Source organism: Streptomyces sp. NPDC088732 (genome assembly GCF_044751205.1).
In the GTDB taxonomy this organism is placed as follows: domain Bacteria; phylum Actinomycetota; class Actinomycetes; order Streptomycetales; family Streptomycetaceae; genus Actinacidiphila.
Map to the genome: position 1 here is coordinate 1 of NZ_JBIVLI010000002.1, position 12,848 is coordinate 12,848.

The following is a 12,848-nucleotide window of genomic DNA, read 5'->3' on the forward strand; positions in this document are numbered from 1 at the left end:
GTGTCCCGGTGCGCGTGGTCGACCTGCAGTTTGACGCCGCGGCGGGCCCCCACAATTTCCCACATTGGGGCCCCCCCCCCCCCCGCCCGGCCCCCCCCCCCCCCCCGGGGGGGGGGGGGGGGGCGGCACGGTCCGGTCGTGCGCCGGGGGTCAGACCCCGCTCGTCACTTCCGTCTTGTCGTTGTCGTCCCGCTGCTCGGAGCTTTCCCCGAGGCGGCGGTTTCGCACCACCGACGACCAGTAGGAGGCGCCGATCAGGACGACACCGACGAGGCCGGTGATGACCTCGTTGATCTCGTACTTGATGGTGACCAGGAGGATGACGGCCAGGGCGCCGATGGCGTAGTGCGCCCCGTGCTCCAGGTAGACGTAGTCGTCCAGGGTGCCCTTGCGGACCAGGTACACGGTGAGCGACCGGATGTACATCGCACCGATGCCGAGACCGAGCGCGATGATGAAGATGTCGTTGGAGATGGCGAACGCGCCGATGACGCCGTCGAAGGAGAACGAGGCGTCGATGACCTCGAGGTAGAGGAAGAGGAAGAAGGCCGCCTTGCCGGCCAGGCCCACGGCGCTGGAGCCGCTGCCGCTCGGCTTGCCGCCGCCGGCCACCTCCTCCAGCTCCTCGTCGGCCTCGTCGGCCTCCTCGTCGAGGCGGTCCTCGAAGTAGCTGGAGATGCCGCCGACAACGAGGTAGGTGATCAGACCGCCGACGCCGGCGAGCAGCACCGTGGAGGTCTTGTCGCCGCCGCCGTGGGCCACCGCGGTGGCCACGGTGGTGGCGGTGACCAGCAGCACGACCAGGGCGACGACCACCGAGAGCATGTCCAGCTTGCCGAGCTTGGACAGCGGGCGCTCCAGCCAGGACAGCCAGGTGTGCTCACGGCTCTCGAAGATGAAGTCCAGGAAAATCATCAGCAGGAACATTCCGCCGAACGCGGCGATCGCCGGGTGGGCGGAGGTCACCAGGTGTTCGTACTGGTCCTTGTTGTTGATCGCCAGATCGATCGCGTCGATCGGTCCGATCTTGGCCGTGATCGACACGATGATGATCGGGAAGACCAGGCGCATGCCGAAGACGGCGATCAGAATGCCGATCGTCAGGAAGATGCGCTGCCAGAAGGCATTCATCTTCCGGAGGATCCCGGCATTGATCACCGCGTTGTCGAACGAGAGCGAGATCTCCAGGACAGAGAGGATCGCGACGAGTGCGAGACCTTCCGCACCCCACAGGAAGCCGGCGAGGGCCAAGCCGATGGCAGTGACGCCGAGCGACCAGCCGAATGTACGGAGGAGCACTGGATATCCAATCCCTTTACGAAACGTTGACCCCGAAGTCTAGGGCGATACCCCGCAGCCCTGACGCGTACCCCTGGCCAACGGCCCGGAACTTCCATTCGCCGCCGTAGCGGTACAGCTCGCCGAAGATCATTGCGGTCTCGCTGGACGCGTCCTCGGACAGGTCGTACCGGGCCAGTTCGCTCTGGTCGAGCTGGTTGACCACTCGGATGTAGGCGTTGCTGACCTGGCCGAAAGTCTGGCCGCGGAGGTCCGCCTCGTAGATGGAGACCGGAAAGACGATCTTGTCGACCCGCTCCGGGACCGCCACGAGATCGACGATCAGGATCTCGTCGTCACCGTCGCCGTCGCCGGTGAGGTTGTCCCCGGTGTGCTCGACCGAGCCCTCAGGGCTCTTGAGATTGTTGTAGAAGACGAAGTACTCGTCGCCGAGGACCCGCCCCGAGGCGCACAGCAGGGCGCTCGCGTCCAGGTCGAAGGGCGCTCCGGTGGTGGAGCGCGCGTCCCAGCCCAGCCCGATCATCACCTGTGTGAGATTCGGTGCGGCCTTGGTGAGGGAGACATTGCCTCCCTTGGCGAGCGTCACGCCCATACTGTTCTCCTCCCCCAGCCGGGGTGCGCGGCCCGCCCCGGGCGGACGGACCGCACGACCCTGGACATCAGACGTTGACGCCGAAGTCCTGCGCGATGCCGCGCAGGCCGGAGGCGTATCCCTGGCCGATGGCCCGGAACTTCCACTCCGCACCGTGCCGGTACAGCTCGCCGAAGACCATGGCGGTCTCGGTGGAGGCGTCCTCGGTGAGGTCGTAGCGGGCCAGTTCGTTGTTGTCGGCCTGGTTCACGACGCGGATGAACGCGTTGCGGACCTGGCCGAAGGACTGCTGACGGGTCTCGGCCTCGTAGATCGACACCGGGAAGACGATCTTGGAGACCTCGGCCGGGACGGCCGCCAGGTTCACCTTGATCTGCTCGTCGTCGCCCTCGCCCTCACCGGTGATGTTGTCACCGGTGTGCTCCACGGAGCCGTCGGGGCTCTTGAGGTTGTTGAAGAAGACGAAGTGCTGGTCGGAGAGGACCTTGCCCTCGGTGCCCGTGAGCAGGGCACTGGCGTCCAGGTCGAAACCCGCGCCCGTGGTGGTGCGGGCGTCCCAGCCGAGGCCGACGACGACGGCCGTGAGGTTGGGGGCCTCCTTCGTCAGCGAAACGTTGCCACCCTTGCTGAGGCTGACTCCCACGAGTCCTCCCATGTCGTCGCGTGTCGCTCGTAACAGGATCAACGCCCTGAGGGTAGTACCCGGTTCCCTCCGGCTACAGGGCTTCGAGCGCCTTGACGTACTCGTTCAGGTCACGCGCGTCCGGCAGGCCGTTGACGACCGTCCAGCGGATCACGCCCTCCTTGTCGATGACGAAGGTGCCGCGCACCGCGCAGCCCTTGTCCTCGGCGAAGACGCCGTAGGCGCGGGAGACCTCGCCGTGCGGCCAGAAGTCGGACAGCAGCGGGTAGTCCAGGCCCTCCTGGTCGGAGAAGACGCGCTGGGTGTGCATGGAGTCGCATGAGACCGCCAGCAGCTGCACGTCGTCGTTCTGGAACGCCGGGAGCGCGTCGCGCAGCGCGCAGAGCTCGTCGGTGCAGACGCCGGTGAAGGCGAAGGGGAAGAACAGCAGCACGACGTTCCTGGCGCCGCGGAAGTCCGAGAGCCGGACGGTCCGGCCGTGCTGGTCCCTCAGCTCGAAGTCGGGGGCCTGCTCTCCTGCGCCGAGCGCCATACGGGACACACCTTTCCGGTGACGGGGCGGCGCCGGGACCCTCGCGGCCCGGCCGGCCGGCCGTCCAGTCAACCACTGCCCGCCGGACCCCATGCAAGACGCCCCCGCGGCATGCTGCCGCGGGGGCCCAGGGTCCGTCCTGAACGCCTCAGCGCTTGGCGGCCTTCGCCGACTTCGGAGTCACGAGCCGGCTGGCGGTCCAGTCCTTGGAGACGTTGACACTGCTGGTCTGAGCAAGGCCGGCGGTCTGCGCGGCCTCTCCGATGTCACTCGGCTCGACGTGCCCGTCACGGCCGGTCTTCGGGGTCATGAGCCAGATCTGGGCGCCGTCGTCGACGGCGGACGTGGCATCGACCAGGGCGTCGGTCAGGTCGCCGTCATCGTCGCGGAACCACAGGACGACACCGTCGGCGACGTCGTCGTAGTCCTCGTCCGCGAGCTCTTCGCCCGTGATCTCCTCGATACCCTCACGGAGCTCCTGATCGACGTCGTCGTCGTAGCCGAGCTCCTGGACCACCTGTCCGGGCTCGAAACCAAGCCGGCTTGCCGGGTTGGTCCGCTCCTCCGCGTGGCCCGCGGTCGCGCTCACGCTCTGCCTCCTGTCATGGGGGTTGTCTTCCCGCTCCTGTGCGGGGTTATGGGCGGTAGTCCACACGGGCGCGGCGGATCGCGCAAGTACCCGGCCGCCCATCCCGCCCAAACGTTGACGTGTCACCGCAACCCGAACTGCGAAGGGTGACGTGGCTCACTCCACTATGCCAGCATTTCTCCCGAATCGGAGTCGCGGTCGGTCGTACGTCCGAGTGGGCGTACAGTTGCGATTTGGTCGCTCGGCCACCGGAAGCCACACAGGAGCCCCGCCAGGGGCCTTGCAGGTGGGTCTGTGGCGCTACGTTACGGTTACCGCTCAGTAGAGATGACGTATCCCGAACGCGCGGTACACGATGGAGGCGGCGTGACCCCGTAGCACTATCTATCAGCGAAGGATTAGCGTGGCTTCCGGATCAGATCGCAACCCGATCATCATTGGCGGCCTTCCCAGCCAGGTCCCGGATTTCGATCCCGAGGAGACGGCGGAATGGCTCGACTCGCTTGACGCCGCTATCGACGAGCGCGGACGCGAGCGCGCCCGCTACCTGATGCTCCGGCTGATCGAGCGCGCGCGCGAGCGGCGCGTGGCCGTGCCCGAGATGCGCAGCTCGGACTACGTCAACACCATCGCGACCAAGGACGAGCCGTTCTTCCCCGGCAACGAGGAGATCGAGCGCCGCATCCTGAACGCGACCCGCTGGAACGCGGCGGTCATGGTGTCCCGTGCGCAGCGTCCCGGCATCGGCGTCGGCGGCCACATCGCCACCTTCGCTTCCTCGGCCTCCCTCTACGACGTGGGCTTCAACCACTTCTTCCGGGGCAAGGACGACGGCAAGGGCGGGGACCAGATCTTCTTCCAGGGACACGCCTCCCCGGGTGTGTACGCCCGCGCCTTCATGCTGGACCGGCTCTCCGCCACTCAGCTCGACGCGTTCCGCCAGGAGAAGTCCAAGGCGCCCTACGGCCTGTCCAGCTACCCGCACCCGCGGCTCATGCCGGACTTCTGGGAGTTCCCGACCGTGTCCATGGGCCTCGGCCCGCTGGGCGCGATCTACCAGGCCCGGATGAACCGCTACATGCAGGCGCGCGGCATCGCCGACACCGAGCAGTCGCACGTGTGGGCCTTCCTCGGCGACGGCGAGATGGACGAGCCGGAGTCGCTCGGCCAGCTGTCCCTGGCCGCCCGCGAGGGCCTGGACAACCTCACCTTCGTCGTCAACTGCAACCTCCAGCGGCTCGACGGCCCGGTGCGCGGCAACGGCAAGATCATCCAGGAGCTGGAGTCGCAGTTCCGCGGCGCCGGCTGGAACGTCATCAAGCTGATCTGGGACCGCACCTGGGACCCGCTGCTGGCCCAGGACCGCGACGGCGTGCTGGTGAACAAGCTCAACACCACGCCCGACGGCCAGTTCCAGACGTACGCCACCGAGACCGGCGCGTACATCCGCGAGCACTTCTTCGGCGACGACCAGCGCCTGCGCGCGATGGTCGAGGGCCTCACCGACGACCAGGTGCTGCACCTCGGCCGCGGCGGCCACGACCACCGCAAGATCTACGCGGCGTACAAGGCGGCCCGCGAGCACAAGGGCCAGCCGACCGTGATCCTGGCCCAGACCGTCAAGGGCTGGACCCTCGGCCCGAACTTCGAGGGCCGCAACGCGACGCACCAGATGAAGAAGCTGACGGTCGACGACCTCAAGCGCTTCCGCGACCGGCTGCACCTGCCGATTGCCGACAAGGAGCTGGAGTCCGGCGCCCCGCCGTACTACCACCCCGGCCGGAACTCGGAGGAGATCCAGTACATGCACGACCGCCGCAAGGGCCTGGGCGGTTACGTCCCGACCCGCGTCGTGCGTGCCAAGCCCCTTGCGCTGCCGGACGACAAGGCGTACGCGGCGACCCGCAAGGGCTCCGGCCAGCAGACGATCGCCACCACCATGGCGTTCGTCCGGCTGCTGAAGGACCTCATGCGGGACAAGGAGATCGGCAAGCGCTTCGTGCCGATCGCCCCCGACGAGTACCGCACCTTCGGCATGGACTCGCTCTTCCCGTCGGCCAAGATCTACAACCCGCTGGGCCAGACGTACGAGTCGGTCGACCGCGAGCTGCTGCTGGCCTACAAGGAGTCCCCGACCGGCCAGATGCTGCACGACGGCATCTCCGAGGCGGGCTGCACCGCCTCGCTGATCGCCGCGGGCTCGGCCTACGCCACGCACGGCGAGCCGCTGATCCCGGTCTACGTCTTCTACTCGATGTTCGGCTTCCAGCGCACGGGCGACCAGTTCTGGCAGATGGCCGACCAGCTGGCGCGCGGCTTCGTGCTCGGCGCCACCGCGGGCCGCACCACGCTGACCGGTGAGGGCCTGCAGCACGCCGACGGCCACTCGCACCTGCTCGCCTCCACGAACCCGGCCGTGGTCGCCTACGACCCGGCGTACGGCTTCGAGATGGCGCACATCGTGCGGGACGGTCTGCGCCGCATGTACGGCGGGACGCCCGAGGCGAACGAGGACATCTTCTACTACCTCACCGTCTACAACGAGCCGATCGTGCAGCCGGCCGAGCCGGCGGGCGTCGACGTCGACGGCATCCTCAAGGGCCTGTACAAGTACAAGGCCGGCGAGGCGGGCGCGGTCCCGGCGCAGATCCTGGCGTCCGGTGTCGCGGTGCCGTGGGCCCTCGAGGCGCAGCGCATCCTCGCCGAGGAGTGGAACGTGCGGGCCGACGTCTGGTCCGCGACCTCCTGGAACGAGCTGCGTCGCGACGCGGTCGAGGCCGAGGAGCACAACCTGCTCCACCCGGAGGAGGAGCAGCGCGTCCCGTACGTGACGCGGAAGCTCTCCGGCTCCGAGGGCCCGTTCGTGGCCGTCTCCGACTGGATGCGGGCCGTTCCGGACCAGATCGCGCGCTGGGTGCCCGGCACCTGGCAGTCGCTGGGCGCGGACGGCTTCGGCTTCGCGGACACCCGCGGCGCGGCGCGGCGCTTCTTCCACATCGACGCGCAGTCGGTGGTCCTCGGCGTGCTCACCGAGCTCGCCAAGGAGGGGAAGATCGACCGCTCGGTGCTGAAGCAGGCGATCGACCGCTACCAGCTGCTCGACGTGGCCGCCGCCGACCCCGGCGCGGCCGGCGGCGACGCCTGACGGTCCCCGCTCCACCAGGGCCCCCACCGCGGTCGCGGTGGGGGCCCTGCCCGTCTGCCTGTCTGCACGGCGTCATTGGTCGACGATCTGGAAGGCCCGGATCGTGTGCCGGGACTCGGGCACCCATGTGCCGGACGGGAACGTCTCGAAGTCGCCCTCGGTGGAGCACTCGGCGCTCTGGTAGGTCGTCACGAGCTTGCGGGTGCGGTTGGCGAAGGACTTCGCGGTGACACCGGCGGGCAGCGGCACGCAGGAGTTGACGTCGGTGTCGGCGAGTTCGTGGACCGCGCGGGTGCCGCCGTAGTCCGGCCGGGCCCACAGGCACAGTTCGCCGGGGTCGCAGCCGCCCGCGGGGGCCGCGCCCGCCGCGGCGGGGGACACCAGGGCGGCGGCGCTCGCGGCCAGGGCGAGCGGCAGGGTCAGGGTCAGGGTCAGGGCACGGCGCATGTGGATCACTCCCCGTTGTCGGTACGGCGTCGTCGCGGCACCCGAAGGCACCGGTACGGAGCACCACCGTGAACGACGAGGCCCGGGGCCGCCAAGGGCCCCGGGCCTCGATCACCCTGATAGGGAGTTCACCCGTGTCAGACGTGCACCGCGCCGCCCGCGGCGTCCGCGTTGACGCCGCGCCGGGTCAGGAAGGCGACACCCGCCGCGAAGGCGGCCACGACGCCGGCGACCGTGAAGGCCAGGCCCATCCCGGACAGGAAGGTCTCGTGCGTGACCTTCGTGATCATCGCGACGACCTCGGCCGGGGTGTTCGGGGCGACCGGCGGCACACCCACCACGACCGCGTCGGCGGCCTGCGCGGCCTGGTCGCCCTTGAGCGGGGGCAGCCCCGCGGCGGCCCACTTCTCGGGCAGCGCGCTGTCCACCCGCGAGGCCATGACCGTCCCCAGGACGGCGGTGCCGAGGCTGCCGCCGACCTGCATGGCGGAGCCCTGGAGACCGCCGGCCACGCCGGACAGCTCCAGCGAGGCGTTGCCGACGATGACGTCGGTGGCGCCGACCATCACCGGGGCGAGGCCGAGGCCGAGCAGCGCGAACCACAGGGACATGATCAGCGAACCGGAGTCGGCCTCCAGGCCGGTCATGCCGAACATGGCGACCGCCGTGCAGACCATGCCGCCGACCAGCGGCACCTGGGGGCCGAACTTGGTGATCAGCAGGCCGGCGACCGGCGAGCTGACGATCATCATCGCGGTGAGCGGCAGCAGATGGACACCGCACTCCACCGCCGACATCCCGTGGACGTTCTGCAGGTAGAACGTGACGAAGAACAGGCCGCCGAGGAAGGCGAAGGCCATCAGCACCATCAGCAGGGTGCCCGCCGACAGCGGTACCGAGCGGAACATCCGCAGCGGGATCAGCGGCTCGGAGGCCCTGGTCTCCCAGAACGCGAACAGCACGAACAGCAGCACGGAGCCGATCAGGAAGAGCAGGGTCTGCGCATTGCCCCAGCCCCACTCCGGAGCCTTGATCAGGCCCCACACCAGGCCGAACATCGCGCCGGAGAGCAGCAGGATGCCGGGGATGTCGAAGGACCGCGGCGCCTTCTCGGCGCGGACGTCCTTGAGGATCACCAGGCCCAAGGCGAGCGCGACCAGGCCGACGGGCACGTTGATGAAGAAGACGGACTCCCAGTTGACGTGCTCGACCAGCAGACCGCCCGCGATCGGCCCGGCGGCGGTGGAGGCGCCGATCACCATGCCCCAGATGCCGATGGCCATGTTGAGCTTCTCGGCCGGGAAGGTGGCCCGCAGCAGGCCGAGCGCGGCAGGCTGGAGCAGCGCGCCGAACACACCCTGCAGCACGCGGAGCGCGATCACCATGCCGACCCCGCTGGAGAGGCCGATCAGCCCCGAGGTGAGGGCGAAGCCCGCGAGGCCGATCAGGAAGGTCTGGCGGTGCCCGAAGCGGTCGCCGAGCTTGCCGGCGGTGATCAGCGACACGGCGAGCGCGAGCATGTACCCGGTGGTGATCCACTGGATCTGCTCGCGGGAGGCGCCGAGGTCGGCCTGGATGGCCGGGTTGGCGACGGCGACGATGGTGCCGTCCAGCGCCACCACCATGACGCCGATGGCTACCGAGAAGAGGGTCAGCCAGGGATGGCCGCGGAGGGGCTTCTTGGAGGGCGCCGGTATGGGCTCCGGTGCCTGGTCGGTGACGACGGAGGCTTGGGTCATGGGCAAGAGATTATGGCAGCATCTGACATTTGACCAAAGCATTCATCCGTCGGTTACTGACAGGAAGCGCGACCGGTTCGAAGGGGGTCCCGAAAGGTGGACGGCAGATGACGTACGCGATGCCCAAGACGCCCGTGTGCGGTCTGCGGGAACGCAAGAAGCAGCGCACGCGTGACGCGCTGGTGCGGGCCGCGGTGGAGTTGTTCGTGGCGCAGGGGTACGACGGGACGACCGTCGACGAGATAGCCGACGCGGTGGACGTCTCGCAGCGCACCTTCTTCCGCTACTTCGCGGGCAAGGAGGAGGTCGCCCTCGCGCTGGAGGACACCGTCGAGGACGCCTATGTCACCGCGGTGGCGGCCCGGCCGCCCGGCGAGCCGCCGTTCGAGGCGCTGCACGCGGCGCTGAGGGCGTCGTGGGACGGCATCGGCGCGCTCATCGTGGCCGTCGTGCCGCTGCCGACGTACATGGCGATGTACCGGGTGATCGAGTCGACGCCGACGCTGCTGGCCGCGCAGTTGCGCCGCTCGTCGGTGGTGGAGGGGCGACTGGCGGCCGTCATCGCCGCACGCGAGGGACTGGACGCGGCCGACCCGCGGCCGCGGGTGCTCGTGGGCGCCGTCGGCGGGGTGCTGAGGGCCGCCCAGCGGCTGTGGGGGGACGGCGACGAGACCACCGTGGAGTCGATCCGCAGGATCACCGAGGAGCACCTGGCCCTGCTGGTCCCCGTGCTGACACAACCGTGGGACGAGCACAAGGGTGTGTCCGGAATCTCCTTCTTTCAAACGTGACTTGAGTCACGGCGTGCTCAGGGGACCTGCGGCGTCTCCTATGGTGGCACGCAGTGAATTTCGCCGACGAGCGTTTCAGCTCCCCCTCCCTGCGCGCCCTCCTGGCTCTTGCCGTGGTCTTCGTCATGCTGTCGACCACCGGCTGGACGGCGCTGCGTCATCACCAAGGTGACAACGACGCCAAGTCCGTTGCCCTGGCCGCCTGGCGGCACGGGACGGTGGGCGGCCGTGCGCTGCCCGACCCGCAGGCGGGGGCGAAGGCGCTGGCACGCTTCTTCGGCACACTCGCCCCGAAGCAGGCCCAGCGCCTGGCGAAGCGCTACCCGTTGATCGTGGGCAACCTCAACGGCGCGCCACTGGCCCTGCGTTACCAGGCCAACCGGATCGCGCTCGGCACCGAGCGGGCCCGGGAGAACGCCCGCTCGCACAGCCCCCTGCTCACCACCGAGGGCCGGCAGGACGCGGCCGGCCGGGCGAGCCGCTACGCCTCCCTCCAGCGGCCCGGCCGGCAGATCCTGGCCTTCGACCCCGCGGGCCGGGGCCGGGTCGCCGAGGTCTTCGGCGACCTCCAGCACGCACATCGGGTCTCGATCGTGGTGCCCGGGGTCGACACCGACGTGATGTCCTTCGAGCGCACCGCCCTCCCCTACCGGGCCCCGGTGGGCATGGCCCGCTCCCTGTACGGCGCCGAGCGGGCCGCCGACCCGCGGGCGCGCACGGCCGTCATCGCGTGGGCGGACTGGACCACCCCGCTGGGCGTGGGCCTGGACGCGTCCACCGGCGAACTCGCCGAGCAGGGTGCCGTCCGGCTGACCGCCCTGGTGGGGGCGCTGCCGACGCGCGGCGACGTCGCGCTGTTCTGCCATTCGTACGGCTCGGTGCTGTGCGGGGTGGCCGCGCCGGGCCTGCCGGCCGGCCGGGTCTCGGACATCACGGTCTTCGGCAGCCCCGGCATGCGGGTGGACCGGGCGGCCGATCTGCGCACCGGCGCCCGCGTGTGGGCGACCCGCGACAGCTCGGACTGGATCGGCGACGTGCCGCACCTGGAGATCGCGGGCCTGGGCCACGGCGCGGACCCGGTCTCGCGGGACTTCGGCGCCCGGGTGGTCAGCTCCGACGGCGCCGAGGGCCACGCGGGCTACTTCCGCTCGGGCACCGGCAGCCTCGCCAACTTCACCCGTATCGCGCTGGGGCGCTTTCCGGACATCCGCTGCGCCCAGGGGCGGTCCTGCACGGCGGGCGTGGCCTAGACCGGCCTGACGCGGCGGGTTCCCCCGGCGGGAACCCGGCCTACGATGACTCGTATGGGTGACGTATTGGCCGGATCCAACGCCGTATGGGAGTTCGATGCCGACGCGGTCCTCATCCGTTACGAGCGCGGTTTGCGCAACTCCAGACTGCTCCAGGTCCTCGGTCAGCGCCGCGTCCCCTACGCGGCGCTGACGGGCGTGGAGCTCGCGCCGGGCAGACGCGGCACCCTCGTGCTGCGCGCCCTGCCGCGGCGCGGCGCCGACCCTCTGATGGACGCGGCGGACGGCCAGCTCAAGGAGGCCGCCGACCCCTACCGCCTGGTGCTGCCCACCGCCGGCCAACCGCTCGCGGAGCAGTGCGCCGAGCGGCTGCTGACCGCGATCGGCGCCCTGGGCGCCGGTGAGGACGAGCCGGCCCCGCGCCACCTCGTGGACGTCCCCGCGCCGCCGCTGTCGTTCAAGGCGTACGACGGGCGGGCGTCCTTCGACGGGCACACGGTGACCTTCCGGTGGTCCTGGACCGGCGCCTCCACGCCCAAGTGGCGGGCCGGCGACCAGCACTTCCCCGTCGCCGGGCTGACCGGCCTGGAGTGGCGCTCACCCGAGGCGCCCCGAGGCCACCTGCGGCTGCTCCCCCGCGACGGCGGCGGCCGGTTGCCGGGCAGCGCGGACGACGACCCGGCGGCCGTGGTGTTCGGCCTCGGCTACGGCCCGGTCCACGAGTCGCTGCCGCTGGCCGCGGCCGTGCTGGCGGCCGTCCAGCGGGCCGCGCGGTCGCGGCCCGCCCTGGAGCGCGACGGCTACTCGCGCGCCGCCGACGTGGACGACATGTCCGCGTAGCGGTCACCGGCGACCTGTCCCGCGATCGGTTCCAGCCGGCCGAGCTCGGCCTCGTCGAGGACGATCCGGGTGGCGGCGGTGTTCTCCCGCACCCGGTCGGCCCTGCGGGTGCCCGGGATCGGGACGACGGCCAGTCCGTGCACCTGCGCCCGCTGCTGGACCCAGGCCAGGGCGATCTGGCCGGGCGTGGCGTCGTGCGCCTGCGCGGCCGCGCGGAGCGGCTCCAGCAGATCGGCGTTGCGCTCGGCGTTCTCGCCGGTGAAGCGCGGCTGGGCCTGCCGGAAGTCGTCCGCCCCCAGCTCGGACGCGTTCCGGAAGGAGCCGGCGAGGAAGCCGCGCCCGAGCGGGGAGTACGGCACCACGGCCACGCCCAGTTCGGCGGCGGCACCGGCGAGCGACACCTCCACGTCCCGGCTGAACAGCGACCACTCCGACTGCACCGCCGCGACCGGGTGCACCGCGTGCGCCTCGCGCAGTTCGGCGCCGGTCACCTCGGACAGGCCGAGGTGCCTGACCTTGCCGGCCCGCACCAGCTCCGCCATCGCGCCCACCGACTCGGCGAACGGCACGGCCGGGTCGCGGCGGTGCATGTAGTACAGGTCGATGACGTCCACGCCGAGGCGGCGCAGGCTGGCGTCGACGGCCTGCCGGATGTACTCGGGGTCGTTGCGGACACCGCGGTACCGCAGGTCGTCGGCCTTGCGCGCGATGCCGAACTTGGTGGCGAGGGTGATCTCGTCGCGGTGCGCCCGCACGAAGGGGGCGAGGAACTCCTCGTTCGCGCCCAGCCCGTAGACGTCGGCGGTGTCGAAGAGCGTGACGCCGAGGGCCAGGGCCTCCTCCAGCGTGGCGCGGGCGGCGGTCTCGTCGGTCGGTCCGTAGAACTCGCTGATGCCCATGCAGCCCAGGCCCTGCACGCCGACCAGGGGGCCGTCCGTGCCGAGCCCGACCTTGGCGATCGGCTCGTGTGTGTCGCTCATG

At 70.5% G+C, this 12,848-nt stretch carries 12 protein-coding genes; 4 read left to right on the forward strand and 8 right to left on the reverse strand.

Annotated elements, in window-relative coordinates; genetic code table 11:
- Positions 1-150 precede the first annotated feature (150 nt).
- From ACIP9H_RS02850 to ACIP9H_RS02870, 5 genes are all read right to left on the reverse strand, one after another.
- Positions 151-1,299, reverse strand: coding sequence for a DUF475 domain-containing protein (locus ACIP9H_RS02850; RefSeq protein WP_401582492.1), 1,149 nt, complete (start codon positions 1,297-1,299; stop codon positions 151-153).
- Between the two features lie 16 nt (positions 1,300-1,315).
- Entirely contained in the window at positions 1,316-1,891 is a 576-nt protein-coding gene (locus tag ACIP9H_RS02855) for a TerD family protein (protein WP_401582494.1), read from the reverse strand.
- A gap of 67 nt (positions 1,892-1,958) precedes the next feature.
- Positions 1,959-2,534 (reverse strand): TerD family protein, encoded by a 576-nt coding sequence (locus tag ACIP9H_RS02860; RefSeq protein ID WP_360906988.1) that lies wholly within the window; start codon positions 2,532-2,534, stop codon positions 1,959-1,961.
- A 73-nt stretch (positions 2,535-2,607) separates the two neighbouring features.
- Positions 2,608-3,066, reverse strand: a complete 459-nt coding sequence (locus ACIP9H_RS02865) for a peroxiredoxin (RefSeq protein WP_401582496.1) — start codon at positions 3,064-3,066, stop codon at positions 2,608-2,610.
- Positions 3,067-3,214: 148 nt separating this feature from the next.
- A complete protein-coding gene (locus ACIP9H_RS02870; protein ID WP_319662596.1) occupies positions 3,215-3,655 on the reverse strand; it encodes a DUF3052 domain-containing protein in 441 nt (146 codons plus the stop codon).
- A 403-nt stretch (positions 3,656-4,058) separates the two neighbouring features.
- Between ACIP9H_RS02870 and aceE the strand changes: the two genes are divergently transcribed.
- Complete coding sequence (aceE, locus tag ACIP9H_RS02875; RefSeq protein ID WP_401582497.1) at positions 4,059-6,800, forward strand: pyruvate dehydrogenase (acetyl-transferring), homodimeric type; 2,742 nt, start codon at positions 4,059-4,061, stop codon at positions 6,798-6,800.
- 72 nt (positions 6,801-6,872) lie between these two features.
- Here aceE and ACIP9H_RS02880 read toward each other — a convergent pair whose 3' ends face one another.
- A complete protein-coding gene (locus ACIP9H_RS02880) occupies positions 6,873-7,247 on the reverse strand; it encodes a peptidase inhibitor family I36 protein (RefSeq protein WP_401582499.1) in 375 nt (124 codons plus the stop codon).
- Between the two features lie 137 nt (positions 7,248-7,384).
- Positions 7,385-8,986 (reverse strand): MFS transporter, encoded by a 1,602-nt coding sequence (locus ACIP9H_RS02885; RefSeq protein ID WP_401582501.1) that lies wholly within the window; start codon positions 8,984-8,986, stop codon positions 7,385-7,387.
- 107 nt (positions 8,987-9,093) lie between these two features.
- On the opposite strand from ACIP9H_RS02885, the gene ACIP9H_RS02890 reads away from it, so the two are divergent.
- Genes ACIP9H_RS02890 through ACIP9H_RS02900 form a run of 3 tightly spaced genes read left to right on the forward strand, consistent with a single transcriptional unit; the run spans position 9,094 to position 11,867 of the window.
- Positions 9,094-9,777 carry a TetR/AcrR family transcriptional regulator gene (locus ACIP9H_RS02890; protein ID WP_401582503.1) on the forward strand — a complete coding sequence of 228 codons (684 nt, stop codon included), beginning with the start codon at positions 9,094-9,096 and terminating at the stop codon, positions 9,775-9,777.
- A gap of 53 nt (positions 9,778-9,830) precedes the next feature.
- Complete coding sequence (locus tag ACIP9H_RS02895; RefSeq protein WP_401582505.1) at positions 9,831-11,027, forward strand: alpha/beta hydrolase; 1,197 nt, start codon at positions 9,831-9,833, stop codon at positions 11,025-11,027.
- Between the two features lie 54 nt (positions 11,028-11,081).
- Complete coding sequence (locus ACIP9H_RS02900; RefSeq protein ID WP_401582506.1) at positions 11,082-11,867, forward strand: DUF4429 domain-containing protein; 786 nt, start codon at positions 11,082-11,084, stop codon at positions 11,865-11,867.
- On the opposite strand, the gene ACIP9H_RS02905 is transcribed toward ACIP9H_RS02900, so the two are convergent.
- Positions 11,828-12,847 carry an aldo/keto reductase gene (locus ACIP9H_RS02905; RefSeq protein WP_401582508.1) on the reverse strand — a complete coding sequence of 340 codons (1,020 nt, stop codon included), beginning with the start codon at positions 12,845-12,847 and terminating at the stop codon, positions 11,828-11,830. The genes ACIP9H_RS02900 and ACIP9H_RS02905 overlap by 40 nt on opposite strands.
- Between the last annotated feature and the right edge of the window lies 1 nt (position 12,848).

Bases quoted from the DNA above. Each gene is read 5' to 3' on its own strand.
- ACIP9H_RS02855 (WP_401582494.1), bottom strand. From the start codon at position 1,891: ATGGGCGTGACGCTCGCCAAGGGAGGCAATGTCTCCCTCACCAAGGCC.
- ACIP9H_RS02865 (WP_401582496.1), bottom strand. From the start codon at position 3,066: ATGGCGCTCGGCGCAGGAGAGCAGGCCCCCGACTTCGAGCTGAGGGAC.
- ACIP9H_RS02880 (WP_401582499.1), bottom strand. From the start codon at position 7,247: ATGCGCCGTGCCCTGACCCTGACCCTGACCCTGCCGCTCGCCCTGGCC.
- ACIP9H_RS02885 (WP_401582501.1), bottom strand. From the start codon at position 8,986: ATGACCCAAGCCTCCGTCGTCACCGACCAGGCACCGGAGCCCATACCG.
- ACIP9H_RS02890 (WP_401582503.1), top strand. From the start codon at position 9,094: ATGACGTACGCGATGCCCAAGACGCCCGTGTGCGGTCTGCGGGAACGC.
- ACIP9H_RS02900 (WP_401582506.1), top strand. From the start codon at position 11,082: ATGGGTGACGTATTGGCCGGATCCAACGCCGTATGGGAGTTCGATGCC.
- ACIP9H_RS02905 (WP_401582508.1), bottom strand. From the start codon at position 12,847: ATGAGCGACACACACGAGCCGATCGCCAAGGTCGGGCTCGGCACGGAC.